Source organism: Mycobacterium sp. IS-1264, assembly GCF_001954195.1.
In the GTDB taxonomy this organism is placed as follows: domain Bacteria; phylum Actinomycetota; class Actinomycetes; order Mycobacteriales; family Mycobacteriaceae; genus Mycobacterium.
In genome coordinates this window covers 27,981-48,858 of the sequence record NZ_MBES01000067.1, presented here as the reverse complement: position 1 = coordinate 48,858, position 20,878 = coordinate 27,981, and the positions used below count along the sequence as shown (strand labels likewise).

The following is a 20,878-nucleotide window of genomic DNA, read 5'->3' as shown; positions in this document are numbered from 1 at the left end:
TGCCCGTCGGTTGTATATTGGTTGAGCCAATGAACCAGTCTAGTGCGTTGCAGCCCCCCGACCGCCAGCGGGTCGACGAACAGATCGCGGCGTCGATCGCCGACGCGATCCTCGACGGCGTCTTTCCGCCCGGTTCGACGCTGCCGCCGGAGCGGGAGCTGGCCGAGCAGCTCGACGTCAACCGAACCTCGCTGCGCCAGGGTCTGGCGCGGCTGCAACAGATGGGGCTGATCGAGGCCCGGCACGGCAGCGGCAACGTGGTGCGCGACCCCGAGGGGTTGACCCATCCAGCGGTGGTCGAGGCGCTGGTCCGCAAACTGGGCCCCGAATTCCTGGTCGAGCTGCTGGAGATCCGTGCGGCGCTGGGGCCGTTGATCGGACGCCTGGCGGCACAACGGCGCGCTCCCGAGGACGCCGACGCGTTACGTGCCGCGCTGGCCGCGGTGGCCGAGGCCGATAGCGCCGCGGCGCGCCAGGCCGCGGACCTCGCCTACTTCCGGGTGCTCATCCATTCCACCGGCAACCGCGCGCTGGGGCTGTTGTACCGCTGGGTCGAGCACGCCTTCGGCGGCCGTGAGCACGAGCTCACCGGGGCTTACGACGACGCCGGGCCGGTGGTGGCCGACCTGCGGGCGATCACCGAGGCGGTGCTGGTGCGCGATGCGACGGCCGGCGGCGTGGCCGTCGAGGCGTACCTGCAAGCCAGCGCGATGCGAATGGTGTTGTCCTACAACAAGAAACGAGCGACCTGAACGCTACTCGGCGAGCCGGGTCGCCGGGTGCACCGCGATGAGGCCTAACTTGCTGCGGCGCTTGCACATCGCCGCCAGTTCCGCATAGGCCTTGGCGCCGAGCAGTTCGGTGAGCTCGTCGGCCAGGCTTTCCCAGACCTGTTTGGCGCCGATGTGGGTGGCCGGGTCGCCGGTGCAGTACCAATGCAAGTCGGCGCCACCGGATCCCCAGCCGCGACGATCGAATTCGGTGACGGTGGTCTTGAGGATCTCGCTGCCGTCGGGCCGGGTCACCCATTCCTGGCTGCGCCGTATCGGCAGCTGCCAACACACGTCGGGCTTCATCGTCAGCGGCGGCACGCCCAGCTTGAGGGCCTTGCTGTGCAGCGCGCAGCCGGGGCCGCCGGCGAAGCCGGGCCGGTTCAGGAAAATGCACGCGTCCTTGTGCTTGCGGGTGCGGTATTGCGGTTGGCCCTCATGCTCGTCGAGTTCCAGGTAGCCCTTGCGGCCCAATCCCTTTTCGCGGAATTGCCAGTCGTCGGCGGTGAGCTTTTTCACCGCGTCGTCCAAGCGGGCGCGGTCGTCGTCGTCGCACAGGAACGCGCCGTGCGAACAGCAGCCGTCGTCCGGACGGCCCTCCACCGTGCCGCGGCAGGCCGGCGTGCCGAATACGCACGTCCAGCGGGACAGTAGCCATGTGAGATCGGCCGCAATCAGGTGCTCGGGGTTATCCGGGTCATAGAACTCCACCCATTCCCGGGCGAAATCCAATTCAACCTCTTGCCCCGGCTCGAGATGCGAATTCGCCACGCACTCAACGTTAGACCACAATTGGCATTCGCTGACCGGTTGACACTCGGGCGGCCCGCTGCCCCGGACACAACGGGGCGCGAGAGCACCAATGCCGCCGCAACGATTAGGTTGTTTGTGTGCGATTGGGCGTGCTCGACGTGGGTAGCAACACGGTCCATCTGCTGGTGGTCGATGCCCACCGCGGTGGACATCCCACGCCCATGAGTTCAACCAAGGCCACACTGCGGCTTTCGGAATCCCTCGACAGCTCCGGCAAGATCACCAAACGCGGCGCCGAGAAACTGATTTCCACCATCGACGAATTCGCCAAGATCGCCGACAGCTCCGGCTGCGAGGAGCTGATGGCGTTTGCCACCTCCGCGGTGCGCGACGCCGAGAATTCCGACGACGTACTGGCCCGGGTGCGCAAGGAGACCGGAGTCGAGCTGGAGGTGCTGCGCGGCGTCGACGAGTCGCGGCTGACCTTCCTGGCGGTGCGCCGGTGGTACGGGTGGAGCGCGGGGCGGATCGTCAACCTCGACATCGGCGGCGGCTCGCTGGAACTGTCCAGCGGCGTCGACGAGGAGCCCGAGATCGCGTTGTCGCTGCCGCTGGGCGCCGGACGGCTGACCCGCGAGTGGCTGGCCGAGGATCCGCCCGGCCGGCGCCGGGTCGCGATGCTGCGCGATTGGCTGGACGCCGAGCTGGCCGACGCCAGTGCCACCGTCCTGGACGCCGGCAACCCGGACCTGGCCGTCGCAACTTCGAAGACGTTCCGCTCGCTGGCGCGGCTGACCGGCGCGGCGCCGTCGGCGGCCGGACCGCGGGTGAAGCGGACGCTGACGTCCAACGGCCTCAGGCAACTCATATCTTTCATCTCTAGGATGACCACCGCTGACCGAGCTGAACTGGAAGGAGTCAGCGCCGAACGGGCGCCGCAGATCGTGGCGGGCGCCCTGGTGGCGGAGGCAAGCATGCGAGCGCTGTCGATAGAAACCGTGGATATCTGCCCGTGGGCATTACGGGAAGGTCTCATCTTGCGCAAACTCGACAGCGAAGCTGACGGAACGGCCCTCGTCGAGACCTCGGTGCGCGATGCTGGAGGCCAGAAGGTTGATCGGAATGCGAACCGATCGAGAGGCGACAAATCATGACCGGACCACACTCCGAGACTGAGAGCCCCGGCACTCGGCCCATCTCGGTGGCCGAATTGCTGGCCAGGAACGGAACCATTGGCGCCCCGGAGCTCACCCGGCGGCGCCGCCGTCGGCGCGGCGATAGCGACGCCGTCACCGTTGCCGAGCTGACCGGCGAGATCCCCGTCATCCAAGACGACGACGAGACCGACCACGGGACCAACGGGACGACCCAGGTTGCCGAGCCCGCCGAACCGGTGGCGGACGTGGCCGTTGCTCAGGAGGTCACCGACGAGCGGCCCGCATCGGCCTACTGGTCCGAACCCGAGCCGCGCTGGCCCAAGTCCCCACCACAGCCGCAACGCGCGACGGGGCCCGAGCGCAGCGAATATCCGCGGCCGGTGCGCCATGTCGACGCAGGCGACGCCGAGCAATCCGGCGCCGAGGACATGAGCCCGGATCCGCTGGACCAATACGCCGACATCCCGGTCGACGTGATGGATTCCGAAGTGCGCGAAGCCGAACCCGCGACCGAGGACTCCGCCTACGTGAGGTCCTACCTGCAGTCCTCGGACTCGACGCTGTTCGGCGGGCAGACCCTCGCCGACGAGCTGGCGCGGCGGCGCAGCGGCGAGCGGGCTTCGGCGGACTCGCTGGCGGACGAAGAGGACCATGTCGACATCGACCATGCCGATGAGGGCGCCCACCCCGCGCACGAACGACTCGAGAACCTGTGGCGCGGTGGCCTGATCGTCTTGCAGTGCATCTTCGCCGTGGCGTTCGGCGGCCTGCTGTTCATCGCCTTCGACCAACTGTGGCGGTGGAACAGCCTGGTCGCGCTGGTGCTGTCGGTGCTGGTCATCCTGGGCCTGGTGGCCGGGGTGCGGGTGGTGCGCAAGACCGAGGACATCGGCAGCACGCTGATCGCGGTCGCGGTGGGTGCCTTGATCACCCTGGGACCGCTGGCACTTTCCCTGCAATCGGGCTAGGCGCCATCCACAGATAGTGCGCCCAGCAATCAAAGTCGGCCTGTCCACGGCCTCGGTCTACCCGTTGAGGGCCGAGGCCGCGTTCGAGTATGCGGCCCGCCTCGGCTACGACGGCGTCGAGCTGATGGTGTGGAGCGAATCGGTCAGCCAGGACATCGATGCCGTCAAGAAGCTTTCCAAGCGCTATCGCGTGCCGGTGCTGTCGGTGCACGCGCCCTGCTTGCTGATCTCGCAGCGGGTGTGGGGCTCCAACCCGATTCACAAGCTGGAACGCAGCGTGAAGGCCGCCGAGCAGTTGGGCGCGCAGACCGTCGTCGTGCATCCGCCGTTTCGCTGGCAACGGCGCTACGCCGAGGGGTTCAGCGACCAGGTCGCGGAGCTGGAGGCGTCCAGCGACGTGATGGTCGCCGTGGAAAACATGTTCCCGTTCCGAGCGGACCGGTTCTTCGGGGCCGACCAGTCGCGCGAGCGGATGCGCAGGCGCGGCGGCGGCCCCGGCCCGGCGATTTCGGCGTTCGCGCCGTCCTACGACCCGCTGGACGGCGACCACGCGCACTACACGCTGGACCTGTCGCACACCTCGACCGCGGGCACCGACTCGCTGGAGATGGCGCGGCGCATGGGTGCGGGGCTGGTGCATCTGCATCTGTGCGACGGCAGTGGCCTGCCCGCCGACGAACACCTGGTGCCGGGCCGCGGAACGCAACCCACCGCCGAGGTCTGCAAGACGCTGGCCGGCGGGCGTTTCGCGGGCCATGTCATCCTCGAGGTGTCCACCTCCGCGGCGCGTTCGGCCTACGAGCGCGAGGCCATGCTGGCCGAATCGTTGCAGTTCGCGCGCACGCATCTGTTGCGGTGACCGACGAGACACTTCGGGAGACCATGAACGCGCTGTTCACCGACGCCATGACGCTGCGGGAGATCGACCCGGGTGTCTACGAAGGCGAGCTCAACAAGCACTGGACCATCGGGCCCAAGGTGCACGGCGGCGCCATGCTGGCGCTGTGCGCCAACGCCGCCCGCACCGTCTGCGGCGGCCAACCGGATGGACCGGTCTTGCAACCGGTCGCCGTGGCCGCGAGCTTCCTGTCGGCCCCCGATCCCGGGGTGATGCAGCTGGTGACGTCCATCCGCAAGCGCGGACGCCGGATCAGCGTGGTCGATGTGGAGCTGGTCCAGGGCAGCCGGACCGCGGTGCACGCCGTGGTCAACCTGGGGGAGCCGGAGCATTTCCCGCCCGGCGGCCAGGCTGCGCCGCTGCTGTCGGCGAATCCGGTGGTGGACCTGATGGCGCCGGAGCCGCCCGACGACGTCGCGCCGATCGGACCGGGCCATCCCCTGGCCGGCCTAGTCCATCTCGGAGAGGGCTGCGACGTGCGGCCGGTGCTGTCGACGCTGGCGCCCAGCGCTGATGGCCGCCCTCCGGTGATTCAGATGTGGGCGCGCCCCCGCGGTGTGGCCCCCGATGCGCTGTTTGCGCTCATGTGCGGGGATCTGTCTGCACCGGTGACCTTCGCCGTGGAGCGCACCGGCTGGGCCCCCACGGTTCAGCTCACCGCGTTCCTGCGGAGCCTGCCCGCCGACGGCTGGCTGCGAATCATCGCGACGTGCACGGAGATCGGGCATGACTGGTTCGACGAGGACCACACCGTGGTCGACAGCCTGGGCCGGATCGTCGTGCAAGCGCGCCAACTCGCGATGGTGCCCGCCGCTGGGTAGCCGGTGTCTGCGATGCTTTTCGGCATGGCAAGAATCGCGATCATCGGTGGCGGCAGTATCGGCGAGGCCTTGCTGTCGGGTCTGCTGCGCGCGGGACGCCGGGTCAAAGACCTGGTGGTCGCGGAGCGAGTGCCCGAACGCGCCAAGTACCTCGCGGACACCTATTCGGTGCTGGTGACGTCGCCGACCGAGGCGGTGGAGAATGCGGACTTCGTGGTCGTCGCGGTGAAGCCCGCCGACGTCGAGCCGGTGATGGGGGAGTTGGGCCGGGCGGCCGCCGCGGCCGAGAACGACAGCGCGGAGCAGGTATTCGTGACCGTCGCGGCGGGGATCACGATCGGCTACTTCGAGTCGAAGCTGCCGGCCGGGGCGCCGGTGGTGCGGGCGATGCCGAACGCGGCGGCCCTGGTGGGTGCCGGGGTGACCGCGCTGGCCAGCGGTCGTTTCGTTTCCCCACCGCAGCTCGAGGAGGTTTCGGCGCTGTTCGACTCGGTCGGCGGTGTACTGACCGTTCCCGAGTCGCAGATGGACGCGGTCACCGCGCTGTCCGGCTCGGGCCCGGCCTACTTCTTCTTGATGGTCGAGGCCCTGGTCGACGCCGGGGTCGCGGCGGGCCTGAGTCGCCAGGTGGCAACCGACCTGACCGCGCAGACCATGGCGGGGTCGGCGGCGATGCTGCTGGAACGGATGGATCAAGACCGCCGGCCTGGCGAAGGCGAGGCCCTGGGGGCCGGCTCGGACGCCACCGCGGCGCAGCTGCGCGCGACCATCACCTCGCCCGGCGGAACGACCGCCGCTGCGCTGCGCGAACTCGAGCGAGGCGGATTGCGGGCGGCTGTCGACGCGGCCGTTCAGGCCGCCAAAAAGCGCTCTGAGCAGCTAAGAATTACATCAGAATAATTCAAGAATTTTGTACTGATTGTCCCCCACCAGTACCAGTAACCCCACTAGTCCCGCTATTCTCCTTTGTGTATGCACGTGTGGGTGCCAGCGGAGGGGAAGCCGCTGGCATTGCGCGGGCCTGACACGATTGGGTTGCGATGACGTCTACGAACGGGCCATCGGCGCGAGATTCCGCTGGCAAGCGGGATACCGGTGCAGTCGATGGCCAGCAGGCCAGGACACAATTTCTGACCGTCGCCGAGGTGGCGGCCCTGATGCGGGTCTCCAAAATGACGGTTTACCGGCTGGTGCACAACGGCGAGCTGCCAGCGGTTCGGGTTGGGCGGTCCTTCCGGGTCCATGCGAAGGCCGTCCACGACATGCTGGAGACTTCGTACTTCGACGCGGGCTGACCTGAAACCTGCCGCAACACCGAGGTTTTCGGCGCGCGGTCGGATCCGCACCATGGCAAGGGGCGTGATTTGGCGTGCGGTCACGCGGGCGCCCGTTTGGTGTTCCATGCCGGCGGCCGGGTAAAGTGGCCGGGTCCTTTCCAAGCCGGTCACGGGTCAGATAGCGGAGTTCATGGGTTCAGTAATCAAGAAGCGGCGCAAGCGCATGTCGAAGAAAAAGCACCGCAAGCTGCTGCGCCGCACCCGGGTGCAGCGCAGAAAACTTGGCAAGTAAGCCCCGACCGGTTCAGTCCCACCCGCGCCGACCGTCATGCGGCCGTAACGCCGCTGTCTCTCTTGGCCGTTAGGCTGTTCTGGTGGATTCGCCGAGCGGGGATGGTGGCGCGACGGGCGGCACCGCGACCGACACCATGCATTACCCCAAGGTTGTGCTGGTTACCGGTGCATGCCGGTTTCTTGGCGGCTACCTGACCGCTCGCCTGGCGCAGAACCCGCTGATCAAAGGGGTGATCGCGGTGGACGCGATCGCGCCGAGCAAGGACATGCTGCGCCGGATGGGCCGCGCCGAGTTCGTCCGCGCAGACATTCGTAATCCCTTTATCGCCAAGGTGATTCGAAACGGCGACGTCGATACGGTGGTGCACGCGGCGGCCGCGTCGTACGCGCCCCGCTCCGGCGGTAGCGCTGCGCTCAAGGAACTCAACGTGATGGGCGCGATGCAGCTCTTCGCGGCCTGCCAGAAGGCTCCCTCGGTGCGCCGCGTCGTGCTGAAGTCGACGTCGGAGGTGTACGGGTCGAGCCCGCACGATCCGGTGATGTTCACCGAGGACAGCAGCAGCCGTCGACCCATCCGCGGCGGTTTCGCCAAGGACAGCCTCGACATCGAGGGCTACGCGCGCGGCCTGGGCCGGCGCCGTCCCGATATCGCGGTGACCATCCTGCGGCTGGCCAACATGATCGGCCCCGCGATGGACACCACGCTGTCGCGGTATCTAGCTGGGCCTTTGGTGCCGACGATGTTCGGCCGCGACGCCCGATTGCAGTTGCTGCACGAGCAGGACGCCCTGGGCGCGCTGGAGCGTGCGGCGATGGCCGGCAAGGCCGGCACGTTCAACGTCGGCGCCGACGGCATCCTCATGCTGTCGCAGGCGATCCGGCGGGCCGGGCGAATTCCGTTCCCCGTACCCGGCTTCGGGGTCTGGGCGCTGGATTCGCTGAGACGGGCTAATCGCTACACGGAGATCAACCGCGAGCAATTCAACTACTTGAGTTACGGCCGCGTCATGGACACCACGAGGATGCGCTCGGAGCTCGGCTACCAGCCCAAATGGTCGACGGCCGAGGCGTTCGACGACTACGTTCGCGGCCGCGCGCTCACTCCCATAATCGATCCAGATCGGGTACGCTCCTTGGAGGGTCGCGCCATTGCCCTAGCGCAGCGCTGGGGTAGCCGAAATCCAATTCCATGGGGTGGGGTCAGGTAGATATCGTGGCGGGTGAAACCAGAGCGAATGTCATTCCACTGCACACCAATCGGGGTCGGGTAGCGGCGCGGCGGAGAGCCGATCAGCGCGCGGAGTCGTCTCGACAGCATCCCTCGTTGCTTACCGATCCGCGGGGCCGGGCATCGGCCGAGCAGATCGCCGCCGTCGTCCGGGAAATCGATGAGCACCGCCGCGTCGCGGGCGCGCCATCGGCAGCCGAGGCACCGCTCAACGAGCTCGCGCAGCGCGTCGCCGCCGTCGCCGGATTCCTCCGGCAGCGGTTGACGGGTGACTACACGGTCGACGAATTCGGCTTCGATCCCCACTTCAACAGCGCGGTCGTCCGGCCTTTGCTGAGGTTCTTCTTCCGGTCCTGGTTCCGGGTCGAAGTCAGCGGCATCGAGAACCTGCCCAGCGAGGGCGCGGCGCTGGTGGTCGCCAATCACGCCGGGGTACTGCCGTTCGACGGGCTGATGCTGTCGGTGGCCGTTCACGACGAGCATCCGGCGGAGCGGGACCTGCGGCTGCTAGCGGCCGACATGGTCTTCGATCTGCCGGTGATCGGCGAAACCGCCCGCAAGGCGGGCCACACCATGGCCTGCACGAGCGATGCGCACCGGTTGCTCGCCGCGGGCGAGCTCACCGCCGTGTTCCCGGAGGGCTACAAGGGCCTGGGCAAGCGATTCGAGGACCGCTACCGGTTGCAGCGGTTCGGGCGCGGCGGCTTCGTGACGGCCGCCTTGCGCACCAAGGCGCCGATCATTCCCTGCTCGATCATCGGTTCCGAAGAGATCTACCCGATGCTCACCGACGTCAAGCTGCTGGCGCGGCTGTTCGGCCTGCCCTACTTCCCGATCACTCCGCTGTTTCCGTTGGCCGGGCCCGCAGGTCTGGTGCCACTGCCGTCCAAGTGGCGCATCGCGTTCGGTGAGCCGATCTACACCAACGACTACGCCGCGTCCGACGCCGAGGACCCGATGGTCACCTTCGAGCTGACCGACCAGGTGCGCGAGACGATCCAGCAGACGCTGTACCGGCTGCTCGCCGGCCGCCGCAACATCTTCCTGGGCTGAGATCCGGCCTGCTACGCGAAAACGCCCCGGCGCCAATGGCACCGGGGCGCTTTGCTCTCGACGGCTACTTGACCAGAGTGAACTGGCAGACGTCGGTGTAGTGGTCGCGGAAGAGGTCCGAGCACCCACGCAGGTAGTGCATGTAGATGTCGTAGGTCTCCTGCCCCTTGAGCTCGATCGCCTTGTCCTTGTTCGCTTCCAGCGCGTCGGCCCAGGCGTTCAGGGTCGGCACATAGTTGTGGCCGATCCGGTGGTAGCGCTCGACCTTCCAGCCGGCGTTGGACGAGTAGTGGTCGACCTGCGAGATCCGGGGCAGCCTGCCGCCCGGGAAGATCTCGGTCAGGATGAATTTGATGAAGCGCAGCAGGCTCATCGGCGCCCCCAGGCCGCGCTCCTCGGCTTCGTCTTTGTCCGGAATGATGATCGTGTGCAACAGCATTCGGCCGTCGTCGGGCGTCAAACTGTAGAACTTCTTGAAGAAGGCGTCGTAGCGCTCGAAGCCGGCATCACCGGCGCCGTCGGCGAAGTGCTCGAAGGCGCCGAGTGACACGATCCGGTCGACCGGCTCGTCGAACTCTTCCCAGCCCTGGATCCGCACCTCTTTGCGGCGGGGGGTATCGATCTCCTCGAACTTCGCCTTGTCGTGGGCGTACTGATTCTCGCTCAGCGTCAGGCCGATCACGTTGACGTCGTACTCCTGCAACGCGTGCCGCATGGTGGAGCCCCAGCCGCACCCGATGTCGAGAAGCGTCATGCCGGGCTCAAGGTTGAGCTTGTCCAGCGAGAGTTTGCGCTTGGCGTACTGAGCCTCTTCCAGCGTCATGTTCGGGCGCTCATCGAAGTAGGCGCAGCTGTAAGTCATCGACGGGTCGAGCCAAAGCTTGAAGAACTCGTTCGATTTGTCGTAATGAGATCGGACATCTTCGACCGGGGGCTTCAGCTGGGTGCCACCCGTTTCACCCTGTGACGTCATTGAATTGACCCTACTTTCCAGCAGATATGGATGCAATTGCCGCGGCGGTTGTCGCGGCGTCGGCATCTTGGTGTGCGGCTTCTCCCAACATTGTGACAACGCTGGTGACCACCGGTTTGCCCTCGGCGTCTGTGACTTCGCTGCGGATTTCACTGATCACCGCGCCGTGGGACTCGATTACCGAGTCTAGATAGGTGTCGAAATACAGCTTGTCCTGGGCCAGGATCGGCCGGTGGAACACGAACTTCTGGTCGCGGTGGAGGACGCGGGCGATGTTGATCGGGATGCTGAACTTGGTGAAGATCTCCAGCTGTACACGCCGTCCCGCGATCGCCAGGAACGTCAAGGGCGCGACCAACCCCGGATAGCCGGCCTCGGCGGCGTCGGACTCGTTGAAGTGCGTGGGGTGGTCGTCTTTCACCGCGAGCGCGAACTCGCGGATCTTCTCGCGTCCGACCTGGAAGTAGTCCGGTGCCCGGTAGTGGCTGCCGATGATGCCTTCGGCCTCTTTGGGGACTGTCATGCCGTTTGCTCTCTGTTCGAATAGCTGCTCAGCGGCGCAGCTTATCAGCGTGATTGGCGTCGCGACGCCAACGCGGCCAGCGCACCGCCCGCCGCACCCAGCGCCAGAGCCGACGGCACCCCGATCCGGGCCGCCTTGCGGGCGGTGCGGAAGTCGCGAATCTCCCAGCCCCGCTCGCGCGCCAGCGCGCGTAGCCGGGCATCGGGGTTGATGGCCACCGCGGTCCCTACCAACGACAGCATGGGGACGTCGTTGTAGCTGTCGGAATAGGCGGTGCAGCGTTTGAGGTTGAGCCCTTCCCGGATCGCCAGCGACCGCACCGCGTGCGCCTTGCCGGTGCCGTGCAGGATCTCGCCGACCAGCCGGCCGGTGAACACCCCGTCGACCGATTCGGCGACGGTCCCCAGCGCGCCGGTCAAGCCGAGTCGCCGCGCGATGGTCGCGGCGAGTTCGTAGGGCGTGGCGGTGATCAGCCAGACCTGCTGGCCGGCATCGAGATGCATTTGGGTGAGCTCGCGGGTGCCCGCCCAGATCTTGTCGGCGATGATTTCGTCGTAGATCTCCTCGCCGAGACGCTCCAGCTCCGAAACCGACCGGCCCTCGATGAAGGCGAGCGCCTTGCGGCGTCCCGCGGCGACGTCGTCGCTGTTCTCCTTGCCGAGCAACTGAAACTTGGCCTGGGCGTAGATGAATCCGAGCACATCGCGATAAGTGAAGTACTTGCGAGCGGCCAGCCCGCGACCGAAGTGCACGGCCGACGAACCCTGTACCAACGTGTTGTCGACGTCGAAGAATGCGGCGGCGGTCAGGTCGATCGGCGGCTGCGGCTGCCCCTCCTCGGCCGCCTCCTCCAGTCCCTCGAGCGCACGCGCGGCGCTCGCGTTGGCGGCCAGCGTCTGCAAGTCGACGGGCGCGGTTGGTTCCGCGCCGCCCGACTCAGGGGAAGTCATCGCCAAGCCTCCTAAATCGCTGGCAGATCTCAACCCTATCCGGCAGATGCGTGGAGGTTGTGTGGGTTGCGTCGCCGAACGTGACGCTAGCGTCACGTTCGGGCTCCAGCGTGACGCCAGCGTCACGCTCGTCGTTGCTGCGGCGGTCGCGTTTGGCGGTGGGGATGTTGGGACGACGTGGTGTCGCGGGGCCTGGCCGGGCGATGCCGGTTGGCGAGATGCCAGTGCCAGGAGTGCCTCGCGGGCAGCGCGGAGAACGTGGTTCAACGGCCTACGGCGCCGCATCACCGCCGTTACGCTTGCCGGATGACGCAGCCCCCGGGGTGGATTCCGCCCTATCAACCACCCCCGGGCGGTTATCAGCCACCCCCGGGCGCTTATGCCCCGCCGCCGCCTTACCCGCAACCGTGGGGCCAGCCGATGCCCCAGCCTGGTTACCCGGGCCCTCAGCGCAGAACGAACGGCTTCGCCATCGCATCGCTGGTGATGGGACTCCTGGGCGGCGTCTTGCTGAGCGTCATCTTCGGGATCATCGCGCTATCCCAGATCAAGAGTCGCGGCCAAAGCGGTCGCGGCTTGGCCATCGCGGGACTGGTGGCCTCGGCGGTGTACGTGGTGCTCTTCAGTGTCGCCATCGTTTTCGCTGTGCTGTCGCCCGGTACTAGTGAGGCGATAACAGACGTGAAGGTCGGTGAGTGCCTGGTCAACACTCCGCAAGGCAAAAATGTCTCATCGGTGGACACCATTAGCTGCGACCAGCCCCACACCGCGGAGGTCTATGCGGTGTTCACCATTCCCGACGGGCCTTACCCTGGCCAATCGGTCATCGATGAGTACGCGAACAAGTGCCCGGATGCGTTGCCGAATTACTCGCGGACAGCACAACAGGATTTGAACGTACAGATAAAGGTCGCGTATCCGACATCGGAAACATGGGATCGGTCTCACGACCGTGGCGTCGCGTGCGTCGCCTACACTCCTGACAAACGTAGGGGCTCGCTGAAAGGGCAGCCCTGACGGCCGGGGTGCCGGGCACGACTTGGGCCGATTGCGTCGCCGAACGTGACGCCAGCGTCACATTCGGACTCGAGGGGCACGCCAGCGTCACGCTCGTCGGGCACGCACCGGATTGTGGACGCACCGGCATCCGCGGGTGGGCGCATGAAAACTGCAGCAACGCCCGAATCACTTTGCAACAGTTTTCTTCCTTTCGCCTCAAGCGAAGTCCAGCCTTCTAGGTCTTTGATGGGCCCCAGTACTTTTCCGCATTTGCATTTTCTAGCGCAGCGAGTGCCGCACAAGCCTCAGAGGCCGATGCATCGGAGAACAACTCGTCGATGCGGGCGAGGTTCTGGCGAGCCCACTCCACTGCCTCCGTAGGAGGCACATGGTTCATCTCGTCATAGTCGTCGAGATACTGCCGAATAATTGATAGCCGGAACCAATTTCGCGCGTCGGCCGCTAGCTTGGTGGGGGCAAGGAAAAACAGGATCTGCCCTCGGTCGTTAGATATCTGCCAGCTAGTTACAGGACTGGTGACGGTTAGAGACGCATTGTTGGTTGCTACACCCGTGGTACTGGAATCCGTGATGCGATAGCGTGGGTCTAAATAGATGAAATCCATGTATTTTAAAAAGAATTCCAGTAATGTGGTCATTTGGTTAATCCTTTGATTGGTGGAATCAAAGTGTGGTCGCCCATTCGTTGGTAGCCATGGGCTTCAAGGTATCTCAGTTCTGCGCCAGTAAAACTATTGGGATCGATTTTTCCAAAGGGTACTGACAGGGTGATCTTGTCACTGTTCGCGATCGCCACGTCGAGTACATGCTGGTTCGCAGCGAGACGTTCCGTGGGGGTTGCCGCATACCATGCGTCGCCGATATCAAAGTAGCTCGCTCCATGTTGCAGTGCGACTTGGATATAGGACAGACCGCCCCCTGGTGGTTTAAACGGTCCGAGGACGGTTTCGCCGCTTCCCGTCAGGTGTTGCTCGGATAGCGCTCGGAGGTGATCGCTCATGTGGTCGAGCGGGTTGTCCAGCGTGAATTCAGGCCGGCCTGGATCTGCGTCGCCAGGCGCAGAGCTGTCATCTCCCGCTGGCGGGCGATCATCGCCAGGCGGGCCTTCGCCATCGCCAGGCTGATGCGGCCCGCCGTCGCCGGGCGGATGTTGTCCATCGCCATCGCGCGGTTTCCCGCCCGGTTCCCCGCTGCCCGGGTGACCGCCCGGTTCCCCGCCGCCCGGCGTTCCTCCGCCCGGCGTCGCGCCCGGTTCACCACCGTGGGGAGCCCCTCCGAACGGTGGCGGTCCTTCACCGGCGGCGCCGGGCGTGCCGACAGACGACGGCGATGACAGATGCGGCTCGGGCACCGAAGGCGCCGAGGCCCCGGGCGCGGATGCCGACGCGGCACTCGGAACCGATTCGGCCGGAGCTCCGGCTGCCGGGGCTGACACTGCGGCAGGGACGCGCTCGTGCGGCGGTGGGTGGGGTGGCGTGCGTTCTGCCGGCGCGGCCGCCGGCGCCGCGCCGGACCCGTGGGGCGGTGGCTTGCCTTCTGCGGGTGCGGACACCTGCGTGGGTGACTCGTGCGGCGGCGCAGTCGATTTCGGCGGCTCGCCCGCATGGGGCCGCTCGATGGGCGGCCGGGATTCTGTCGGGCCGTGCGGCGGCGGAGCTCCGGCGGGAGGCTGTGTCGGCTTGCCCGGCGGCGCGGGGGCGGGACGGCCGGGTTCCGGCGGCTTCGGGCCCGGCTCTGGCGGCTTTGGGGTTGGCGGCTCAACCCGTGGCGGCTCAACCGCGGGCGGTTTGACGGACGGGGGGTGGGGAATCTCGGGCGGCCTCAAGCGTCCTAACACACCGCGGCCAAACTTGCCCAGCTTCGAGAGCGGCCCGCCGGGGAGAGCCAACATCGCAAGATCGAGCGCGCTCCGGCCAGCGGCGGAGGCCGGATTGGTATCCCACTCGTCCCAGTGGCTGAGGCTCTTGCCGACCTCTTTCCATGACTCCAAGACGCCGGGCGCACCGTCAGGGCCCAAGCCGAAGAGGGGCAGAGCGCCCTCGGCCATCTCGCCCATGTTTTTGGCATAGCCCACCGGGTCGAACAGCAGCCGCAGTTGACTGATGTCGTAGAGCCCCGCGAGGGTGTCGCCGGCCTCCGCATACACGCCTTTGGCGTACTGCCCCACCTGGTTGATGGCTCGGCCTACTTCGGTGCCGTGCAGGAACTGATCCCACTCCCGCGAGGCGTAGTCGCCCATCGTCGTAAGGATCGTTTCTGCCTCACGCACGGTGGCCGCGATCTCGGCGCGCAGTGCATCGACCTCCGCGGTGAACCGGTCCACCACCGTCCGGATGTCGTCGGCGATCCGTTTGATCTCGTCTTCGTCTTCGTCGGTGAGAATGTCCCAGACCTCTTTGATCCCGGTCATCGGATCGCAGATGCGGGCCAGCAGATCCAGGATCGCCGCGTGCACCTGATCGACCTTCGCCGCATAATCGCTGAGTTGACCGGCGATCTTCTGGGACTGCTGCACGATGCCGGTGGTGCTGCTGTACGCCTCGGTGAACGCGCGATCGATGGCCGGGCCCTCCGGGATCTGTTGGCCGCGAATGGCTCCCATGGGCCCGCCGGTCCCGAGGATTTCGGCGACCGCGAACTGCGTGCCCGCCGCACTCCACGCTGCGGCTGCGGCGCGCAACTTCCCCGAATCCGCGCTCGGCCAGATCATCCCGATGAACGGGGCCACCCATCCCCAGCCCGCCGGGGGGCCGTCGCCGGTTCCGACCGACGAGGGCGGGGAGCCCGCCGAGATCGGCCCCGTCGGTCGCGGCGCCGGAAGCGGGCTGCTATGGCCGGAAACGTCGGACTGCGCTTCGGCCAGCGAGTAATTGTGCGCCGACATCCGCACGCCAACACCCAGACCGCACAAGCCGTTTCGCGTGACCACCATGGCTTGGACGAGCTTGGCGGCCGAACTGTCGTAGCTGCGGCCGAGCGCCGCGCCGGCGGGATCGTCGCCGGCCATCCCGGCGCACCCGGACAGCGCAGCCGTCAACGTCGAGATCACCGCGCCCAAACCCTCGGCTGCCGTCACCACCTCGGCGCCCGCGCTATCGAGGGCCGCGGTGTCAACCGCCAGCGGCGCCATTAGCTCACGACCACATGCTCAAATTCTTGGCCATGGCGCCGGTGTAGTTGCCGTGCGCGGTATGCGCGGCCGCTCGCAGTTGAGCCAGCGCCTCGCGCATCACCGCCTCGCCATGCGCCCAGTGCCGGTGTGCCTCGGCGTGAGCCGTCGCGCCTTCACCCGTCCAGGTCGCGTGCAAATTGCCTACCAGAGAATCGATTTCGGACAGCATGCTTTCGGCGTAACGCTGAAACTCGGCCATCCGCTCGACCGCGTCGGCCAGCGCATCGGGGTCCACCTGAAACGCGTCAGCCATTGCGCACCGCCCGCAATGCCTGCGCCGAGCCGGCCTCGTTCTGCGCATAGCCCGCGCCGGCCTCACCAACCGCCTTGGCCAGCATCGACAAGCCCAGCTCCACCTCGGTGGCGCCGCGGTGCCACATCTGCCACGCCGAGCCGTAGGCGTCGCCGGACCCGCCGCGCCAGCCCCCCAGCATCTCGCCGACCTGACCGTCGAGTTCGGCCAGCCGGCTCCGCAGATCCTCGGCGGCACCGCTCAGGCTTTGCGCGAATCCCTGCATCACCTGGGGATCTACGCGCAGATTGTCGTTACCGGCCACAGCCGAAACCTAATCACCAGGCGCCGTGTCCACAATTCACCGCCGGGGCCGGTGCCACACTGGTGTCCATGTCCCAGCCCGCGCCTCGACCGCAGGTGGAACTGCTGACCCGCCCCGGGTGCAGCATCTGCGCGCGGGTACACGCCCGGCTCGCCGAACTGGCGCTTGAGCTGGGCTTCGACCTCTCGACGACCGATGTCGACGCCGCCGCCGAAGCCGGCGACCCACAGCTGCGTGCCGAGTTCGGGGATCGTTTGCCGGTGGTCTTGCTGGACGGCCGCGAACACAGTTACTGGGAGACCGACGAGCCCAGACTTCGTGCCGATCTGGCCCGGTGAGGATGCGGGCCGCTCGCCCGTAGGCGCCGGGCGATTATTTGGTAGCCCACCTGATAAACGTTTACCGTGGACAGCAGTTCAGTTACTGGAGCAAGCAAGGGAGCTGGCCAGGTGATGCTGCCGTGAGCATCCTGCTTTTCGGAGTTTCGCACCGCAGTGCGCCGGTTTCCGTCCTGGAACAACTCAGCATCGACGATTCCGACCAGATCAAGATCGTCGATCGGGTGTTGCAGTCCCCCCTGGTGACCGAGGCCATGGTGCTGTCGACATGCAACCGGGTCGAGGTCTACGCGGTGGTGGACGCGTTCCACGGCGGGTTGGCGGTCATCGGGCAGGTGCTGTCCGAATACTCCGGCATGTCGATGGGCGACCTGACCAAGTACGCCTACGTGCGCTACAGCGAGGCCGCCGTCGAGCACCTGTTCGCCGTTGCCAGCGGCCTCGATTCCGCCGTCGTCGGCGAGCAACAGGTGCTCGGCCAGGTCCGCCGCGCCTACGCCACCGCCGAGACCAACCGCACCGTCGGGCGGGTGCTGCACGAGCTGGCGCAGCGGGCCCTATCCGTCGGCAAGCGGGTGCATTCCGAAACCGCCATCGATGCGGCCGGCGCCTCGGTGGTCTCGGTCGCGCTCGGCATGGCCGAACGCAACCTGGGCGGGCTGACCGGCAAGACCGCCGTCGTGATCGGCGCCGGGGCGATGGGTGCCCTGTCGTCCGCGCATCTGGCCCGCGCCGGCATCGGGAACATCCTGGTGGTCAACAGGTCGTTGTCCCGGGCGCAGCGGCTGGTCCGCAAGATCCGCGAATCCGGCGCCAAGGCCGAGGCGTTGCCCCTCGACCGGTTGCCCGGCGCACTCGCGGAGGCCGACGTCGTCGTCAGCTGTACCGGGGCGGTGAGCCCCGTGGTTTCGCTGGCCGACGTGCACCACGCGCTCGCCGCCGCCCGCCGCGACGAAGCGACCCACCCGTTGGTGATCTGCGACCTCGGCATGCCCCGCGACGTCGATCCCGCGGTGGCCGGACTGCCCGGCGTCTGGGTCGTCGACGTCGAGCGCGTCCAGCACGAACCTTCCGCCCACGCCGCGGCGGCCGACGTCGACGCCGCCCGTCACATCGTGGCGGCCGAAGTCGCCGCCTACCTGGCGGGCCAGCGGATGGCGGAGGTCACCCCGACGGTGACCGCACTGCGCCAGCGAGCAGCCGACGTCGTCGAAGCCGAGCTGCTGCGGCTGGAAAACCGGCTGCCCGGTCTGGAAAGCGCCCAGCGCGAGGAGGTCGCCCGCACCGTGCGCCGGGTGGTCGACAAGCTGCTGCACGCGCCGACCGTGCGCATCAAACAACTCGCCAGCGCCCCCGGCGGTGACAGCTATGCCGAGGCGCTGCGCGAGCTGTTCGAACTCGACCAGACCGCTGTCGACGCCGTCGCAGCGGGCGAATTACCAGTGGTGTCAACCGGATTCGATGCCGGCACCCCGCAACAGCCTGCCGAGTAGCCGATTGGCACACGTGATCCGGATCGGCACGCGGGGAAGTCTGCTGGCCACCACTCAGGCCACCGGCGTCCGGGACGCCCTGATCGCCAACGGCCACCCCGCGGAGTTGGTGACGATCAGCACCGCGGGCGACCGGTCGTCGGCACCGATCGAAAGTCTCGGCGTGGGCGCCTTCACCACCGCGCTGCGTGAGGCCATCGACGACGGGCGCGTCGATGCTGCCGTGCACTCGCACAAGGATTTGCCGACGGCCGCGGATCCCAGGTTCCTGGTGGCCGCAATACCCCCACGGAACGACCCCCGCGACGCGGTGGTGGCCCGCGACGGACTGGTGCTCGCGGAGTTGCCGGCCGGTTCGCTGGTGGGCACGTCCTCCCCGCGGCGGGCGGCACAGCTTAGAGCATTGGGTCTCGGTTTGGAAATCCGCCCCCTACGAGGCAACCTAGATACCAGGTTGAACAGGGTAAGCAGTGGTGATCTTGACGCCGTCGTCGTGGCCCGGGCCGGTCTGGCCCGGTTGGGCCGCCTCGGCGATGTCACCGAGACGCTCGAGCCGGTGCAAATGTTGCCAGCACCGGCTCAGGGCGCGCTCGCCGTCGAGTGCCGCGCCGATGACGAATTAGCGGCGGTGCTGGCGGAATTGGACGACGCCGACACACGCGCGGCGGTCACCGCGGAGCGAGCCCTGCTGGCCGAACTGGAAGCCGGGTGCTCGGCACCGGTGGGAGCGATCGCGGAAGTGGTCGAGTCCATCGACGACGAAAACCACGTCTTCGAAGAGCTGTCGCTGCGCGGCTGTGTGGCGGCGCTGGACGGGTCCGACGTGATCCGCGCGTCCGGCATCGGCACCTCCGGTCGGGCACGAGAGCTGGGGCTCTCGGTGGCCGCGGAGCTGTTCGAGCTGGGCGCCCGTGAGCTGATGAGGGGAGCGCGGCAAGACCCCGCGCGATGAAGAGTGGGAGCGACAATGACGACGCGAGGGCGTAAGCCAAGGCCGGGGCACATCACGTTCGTGGGCTCCGGTCCGGGCGACCCCGGACTGCTGACCACGCGGGCCGCCACGGTACTAGCGAACGCGGCACTGGTGTTCACCGATCCAGACGTGCCCGAGGCGGTGCTGGCGCTGATCGGCCAGGACCTGCCGCCGGTCTCCGGCCCGGCGCCCGCCGACCCGGCCCCCGGTAAGGCCGACGAAGCCTCCGGCGCTGACCCGGGCCAGGGCGCGCCGACGGTGCTGCCGGGCGGCCCCGACATCCGCCCGGCCCTGGGCGAGCCCGCCGAAGTGGCCAAGATGCTTACCGCCGAGGCCCGTTCGGGCGTCGACGTGGTGCGGCTGGTGGCCGGTGACCCGCTGACCGTCGACGCGGTCATCACGGAGGTGAACGCCGTCGCGCGCAGCCACCTGCACCTCGAGATCGTGCCGGGCCTGGCCGCGACTAGCGCGGTCCCGACGTACGCCGGCCTGCCGCTCGGCTCGGCGCACACCGTGGCCGACGTGCGCGGCGACGTCGACTGGGAGGCCCTGGCCGCGGCTCCCGGGCCGCTGATCCTGCAGGCCACCGCCTCGCATCTGGCCGACGCGGCGCGCACCCTGATCGAGCACGAGCTCGCCGAGACCACGCCGTGCGTGGTCACCGCCCAGGGCACCACCTGCCAGCAGCGCTCGGTGGAAACGACGCTGCACGGGTTGACCGACTCGGCCGTGCTGGGCGCCACCGACCCCGCGGGTCCGCTGACCGGACCGCTGGTGGTGACCATCGGCAAGACGGTGAGCAGCCGGGCCAAGCTGAACTGGTGGGAGAGCCGCGCCCTGTATGGCTGGACCGTCCTGGTGCCGCGCACCAAGGACCAGGCCGGCGAGATGAGCGAGCGGCTCACGTCGTACGGCGCGCTGCCGATGGAGGTGCCGACCATCGCCGTGGAGCCGCCGCGCAGCCCGGCGCAGATGGAGCGCGCCGTCAAGGGTCTGGTCGACGGCCGCTTCCAGTGGGTCGTGTTCACCTCCACCAACGCGGTGCGCGCGGTGTGGGAGAAGTTCGGTGAGTTCGGTCTGGACGCCCGCGCGTTCTCCGGGGTCAAGATCGCCTGCGTCGGCGAGTCGACGGCCGACCGGGTCCGGGCCTTCGGGATCAGCCCCGAGTTGGTGCCGGCCGGGGAGCAATCGTCGCTCGGCCTGCTCGATGATTTCCCGCCCTACGACAGCGTTTTCGACCCGGTGAACCGTGTTCTGCTGCCGCGTGCCGACATCGCCACGGAGACGCTGGCCGAGGGACTGCGCGAGCGCGGGTGGGAGATCGAGGACGTCACCGCCTACCGGACGGTGCGCGCCGCGCCGCCTCCCGCGGCCACCCGCGAAATGATCAAGACCGGCGGCTTTGACGCGGTGTGCTTCACGTCCAGCTCCACCGTGCGAAACCTGGTCGGCATCGCGGGTAAGCCGCACGCGCGCACCATCATCGCCTGCATCGGCCCCAAAACCGCCGAGACCGCAGCCGAATTCGGCTTGCGGGTGGATGTCCAGCCCGACACCGCCGCGATCGGCCCGTTGGTCGACGCGCTGGCCGAACACGCCGCGCGGTTGCGCGCCGAGGGCGCGCTGCCACCGCCGCGCAAGAAGAGCCGCAGGCGCTAGCC

Annotated in this window: 23 protein-coding genes; 15 read left to right on the top strand and 8 right to left on the bottom strand. The window is 67.7% G+C overall.

Going from position 1 to position 20,878, the window contains the following annotated elements; genetic code table 11:
* Positions 1 to 29 precede the first annotated feature (29 nt).
* Positions 30 to 752 (top strand): GntR family transcriptional regulator, encoded by a 723-nt coding sequence (locus A5744_RS15750; RefSeq protein ID WP_076062528.1) that lies wholly within the window; start codon positions 30 to 32, stop codon positions 750 to 752.
* 3 nt (positions 753 to 755) lie between these two features.
* Here A5744_RS15750 and A5744_RS15745 read toward each other — a convergent pair whose 3' ends face one another.
* Entirely contained in the window at positions 756 to 1,541 is a 786-nt protein-coding gene (locus A5744_RS15745) for a hypothetical protein (RefSeq protein ID WP_076062527.1), read from the bottom strand.
* A gap of 119 nt (positions 1,542 to 1,660) precedes the next feature.
* On the opposite strand from A5744_RS15745, the gene A5744_RS15740 reads away from it, so the two are divergent.
* The 9 genes from A5744_RS15740 to A5744_RS15700 all read left to right on the top strand — a co-directional run bounded on the left by A5744_RS15740 (position 1,661) and on the right by A5744_RS15700 (position 9,219).
* A complete protein-coding gene (locus tag A5744_RS15740) occupies positions 1,661 to 2,677 on the top strand; it encodes a Ppx/GppA phosphatase family protein (RefSeq protein ID WP_076062525.1) in 1,017 nt (338 codons plus the stop codon).
* Positions 2,674 to 3,648 (top strand): hypothetical protein, encoded by a 975-nt coding sequence (locus A5744_RS15735; protein ID WP_076062523.1) that lies wholly within the window; start codon positions 2,674 to 2,676, stop codon positions 3,646 to 3,648. The genes A5744_RS15740 and A5744_RS15735 overlap by 4 nt, the downstream gene beginning before the upstream one ends.
* Before the next feature lie 16 nt (positions 3,649 to 3,664).
* Entirely contained in the window at positions 3,665 to 4,507 is an 843-nt protein-coding gene (locus tag A5744_RS15730; protein ID WP_076062522.1) for a sugar phosphate isomerase/epimerase, read from the top strand.
* A 23-nt stretch (positions 4,508 to 4,530) separates the two neighbouring features.
* On the top strand, positions 4,531 to 5,367 hold the full coding sequence (locus tag A5744_RS15725) for a thioesterase family protein (RefSeq protein ID WP_076062788.1): 837 nt from the start codon (positions 4,531 to 4,533) through the stop codon (positions 5,365 to 5,367).
* Positions 5,368 to 5,391: 24 nt separating this feature from the next.
* Positions 5,392 to 6,267, top strand: a complete 876-nt coding sequence (gene proC / locus A5744_RS15720; protein WP_175879824.1) for a pyrroline-5-carboxylate reductase — start codon at positions 5,392 to 5,394, stop codon at positions 6,265 to 6,267.
* 140 nt (positions 6,268 to 6,407) lie between these two features.
* Positions 6,408 to 6,662 carry a cell division/environmental response transcriptional regulator gene (locus A5744_RS15715; protein WP_076062519.1) on the top strand — a complete coding sequence of 85 codons (255 nt, stop codon included), beginning with the start codon at positions 6,408 to 6,410 and terminating at the stop codon, positions 6,660 to 6,662.
* Positions 6,663 to 6,834: 172 nt separating this feature from the next.
* Positions 6,835 to 6,936, top strand: coding sequence for an AURKAIP1/COX24 domain-containing protein (locus tag A5744_RS15710; RefSeq protein WP_003402602.1), 102 nt, complete (start codon positions 6,835 to 6,837; stop codon positions 6,934 to 6,936).
* Between the two features lie 82 nt (positions 6,937 to 7,018).
* Positions 7,019 to 8,146: an SDR family oxidoreductase gene (locus A5744_RS15705; RefSeq protein ID WP_139331374.1), complete on the top strand. Its 1,128-nt coding sequence runs from the start codon at positions 7,019 to 7,021 to the stop codon at positions 8,144 to 8,146.
* Positions 8,128 to 9,219, top strand: coding sequence for a lysophospholipid acyltransferase family protein (locus A5744_RS15700; RefSeq protein ID WP_139329611.1), 1,092 nt, complete (start codon positions 8,128 to 8,130; stop codon positions 9,217 to 9,219). The genes A5744_RS15705 and A5744_RS15700 overlap by 19 nt, the downstream gene beginning before the upstream one ends.
* 64 nt (positions 9,220 to 9,283) lie before the next feature.
* Here the strand turns inward: A5744_RS15700 and cmaA2 are convergent, their stop codons facing one another.
* The 3 genes from cmaA2 to A5744_RS15685 are packed head-to-tail and all read right to left on the bottom strand — an operon-like array spanning position 9,284 to position 11,665.
* A complete protein-coding gene (gene cmaA2, locus A5744_RS15695) occupies positions 9,284 to 10,192 on the bottom strand; it encodes a cyclopropane mycolic acid synthase CmaA2 (protein ID WP_076062517.1) in 909 nt (302 codons plus the stop codon).
* A 10-nt stretch (positions 10,193 to 10,202) separates the two neighbouring features.
* Positions 10,203 to 10,715: a MaoC family dehydratase N-terminal domain-containing protein gene (locus tag A5744_RS15690; protein WP_076062515.1), complete on the bottom strand. Its 513-nt coding sequence runs from the start codon at positions 10,713 to 10,715 to the stop codon at positions 10,203 to 10,205.
* Positions 10,716 to 10,759: 44 nt separating this feature from the next.
* A complete protein-coding gene (locus A5744_RS15685) occupies positions 10,760 to 11,665 on the bottom strand; it encodes an HAD-IB family hydrolase (RefSeq protein ID WP_076062513.1) in 906 nt (301 codons plus the stop codon).
* Between the two features lie 306 nt (positions 11,666 to 11,971).
* Between A5744_RS15685 and A5744_RS15680 the strand changes: the two genes are divergently transcribed.
* On the top strand, positions 11,972 to 12,682 hold the full coding sequence (locus A5744_RS15680) for a DUF4190 domain-containing protein (protein ID WP_076062512.1): 711 nt from the start codon (positions 11,972 to 11,974) through the stop codon (positions 12,680 to 12,682).
* Between the two features lie 217 nt (positions 12,683 to 12,899).
* On the opposite strand, the gene A5744_RS15675 is transcribed toward A5744_RS15680, so the two are convergent.
* The 4 genes from A5744_RS15675 to A5744_RS15660 form a co-directional block, all read right to left on the bottom strand.
* Entirely contained in the window at positions 12,900 to 13,322 is a 423-nt protein-coding gene (locus A5744_RS15675) for a hypothetical protein (protein WP_076062510.1), read from the bottom strand.
* Positions 13,319 to 15,691, bottom strand: a complete 2,373-nt coding sequence (locus A5744_RS25085) for an NAD(+)--arginine ADP-ribosyltransferase (RefSeq protein WP_240563061.1) — start codon at positions 15,689 to 15,691, stop codon at positions 13,319 to 13,321. The genes A5744_RS15675 and A5744_RS25085 overlap by 4 nt, the downstream gene beginning before the upstream one ends.
* A 127-nt stretch (positions 15,692 to 15,818) precedes the next feature.
* Positions 15,819 to 16,109 carry a WXG100 family type VII secretion target gene (locus tag A5744_RS15665; RefSeq protein ID WP_076062506.1) on the bottom strand — a complete coding sequence of 97 codons (291 nt, stop codon included), beginning with the start codon at positions 16,107 to 16,109 and terminating at the stop codon, positions 15,819 to 15,821.
* Positions 16,102 to 16,413 carry a WXG100 family type VII secretion target gene (locus tag A5744_RS15660; RefSeq protein ID WP_076062505.1) on the bottom strand — a complete coding sequence of 104 codons (312 nt, stop codon included), beginning with the start codon at positions 16,411 to 16,413 and terminating at the stop codon, positions 16,102 to 16,104. The genes A5744_RS15665 and A5744_RS15660 overlap by 8 nt, the downstream gene beginning before the upstream one ends.
* A 68-nt stretch (positions 16,414 to 16,481) precedes the next feature.
* Here A5744_RS15660 and A5744_RS15655 point away from each other — a divergent pair, with 68 nt between their 5' ends.
* From A5744_RS15655 to A5744_RS15640, 4 genes are all read left to right on the top strand, one after another.
* Positions 16,482 to 16,751, top strand: coding sequence for a glutaredoxin family protein (locus tag A5744_RS15655; protein WP_076062503.1), 270 nt, complete (start codon positions 16,482 to 16,484; stop codon positions 16,749 to 16,751).
* 122 nt (positions 16,752 to 16,873) lie between these two features.
* Positions 16,874 to 18,244, top strand: coding sequence for a glutamyl-tRNA reductase (locus tag A5744_RS15650; RefSeq protein ID WP_076062501.1), 1,371 nt, complete (start codon positions 16,874 to 16,876; stop codon positions 18,242 to 18,244).
* A gap of 13 nt (positions 18,245 to 18,257) precedes the next feature.
* Complete coding sequence (gene hemC / locus A5744_RS15645; RefSeq protein ID WP_076062500.1) at positions 18,258 to 19,196, top strand: hydroxymethylbilane synthase; 939 nt, start codon at positions 18,258 to 18,260, stop codon at positions 19,194 to 19,196.
* A 15-nt stretch (positions 19,197 to 19,211) separates the two neighbouring features.
* On the top strand, positions 19,212 to 20,876 hold the full coding sequence (locus A5744_RS15640; protein WP_076062498.1) for a uroporphyrinogen-III synthase: 1,665 nt from the start codon (positions 19,212 to 19,214) through the stop codon (positions 20,874 to 20,876).
* Positions 20,877 to 20,878 lie beyond the last annotated feature (2 nt).

What these genes read in the sequence shown, in the direction of transcription:
- A5744_RS15750 (WP_076062528.1), top strand. Translation starts at nt 30, where the DNA reads ATGAACCAGTCTAGTGCGTTGCAGCCCCCCGACCGCCAGCGGGTCGAC.
- A5744_RS15735 (WP_076062523.1), top strand. Translation starts at nt 2,674, where the DNA reads ATGACCGGACCACACTCCGAGACTGAGAGCCCCGGCACTCGGCCCATC.
- A5744_RS15725 (WP_076062788.1), top strand. Translation starts at nt 4,531, where the DNA reads ATGAACGCGCTGTTCACCGACGCCATGACGCTGCGGGAGATCGACCCG.
- proC (WP_175879824.1), top strand. Translation starts at nt 5,392, where the DNA reads ATGGCAAGAATCGCGATCATCGGTGGCGGCAGTATCGGCGAGGCCTTG.
- A5744_RS15715 (WP_076062519.1), top strand. Translation starts at nt 6,408, where the DNA reads ATGACGTCTACGAACGGGCCATCGGCGCGAGATTCCGCTGGCAAGCGG.
- A5744_RS15710 (WP_003402602.1), top strand. Translation starts at nt 6,835, where the DNA reads ATGGGTTCAGTAATCAAGAAGCGGCGCAAGCGCATGTCGAAGAAAAAG.
- A5744_RS15700 (WP_139329611.1), top strand. Translation starts at nt 8,128, where the DNA reads ATGGGGTGGGGTCAGGTAGATATCGTGGCGGGTGAAACCAGAGCGAAT.
- cmaA2 (WP_076062517.1), bottom strand. Translation starts at nt 10,192, where the DNA reads ATGACGTCACAGGGTGAAACGGGTGGCACCCAGCTGAAGCCCCCGGTC.
- A5744_RS15690 (WP_076062515.1), bottom strand. Translation starts at nt 10,715, where the DNA reads ATGACAGTCCCCAAAGAGGCCGAAGGCATCATCGGCAGCCACTACCGG.
- A5744_RS15685 (WP_076062513.1), bottom strand. Translation starts at nt 11,665, where the DNA reads ATGACTTCCCCTGAGTCGGGCGGCGCGGAACCAACCGCGCCCGTCGAC.
- A5744_RS15680 (WP_076062512.1), top strand. Translation starts at nt 11,972, where the DNA reads ATGACGCAGCCCCCGGGGTGGATTCCGCCCTATCAACCACCCCCGGGC.
- A5744_RS15675 (WP_076062510.1), bottom strand. Translation starts at nt 13,322, where the DNA reads ATGACCACATTACTGGAATTCTTTTTAAAATACATGGATTTCATCTAT.
- A5744_RS25085 (WP_240563061.1), bottom strand. Translation starts at nt 15,691, where the DNA reads ATGGCCGGCGACGATCCCGCCGGCGCGGCGCTCGGCCGCAGCTACGAC.
- A5744_RS15665 (WP_076062506.1), bottom strand. Translation starts at nt 16,109, where the DNA reads ATGGCTGACGCGTTTCAGGTGGACCCCGATGCGCTGGCCGACGCGGTC.
- A5744_RS15655 (WP_076062503.1), top strand. Translation starts at nt 16,482, where the DNA reads ATGTCCCAGCCCGCGCCTCGACCGCAGGTGGAACTGCTGACCCGCCCC.
- A5744_RS15640 (WP_076062498.1), top strand. Translation starts at nt 19,212, where the DNA reads ATGACGACGCGAGGGCGTAAGCCAAGGCCGGGGCACATCACGTTCGTG.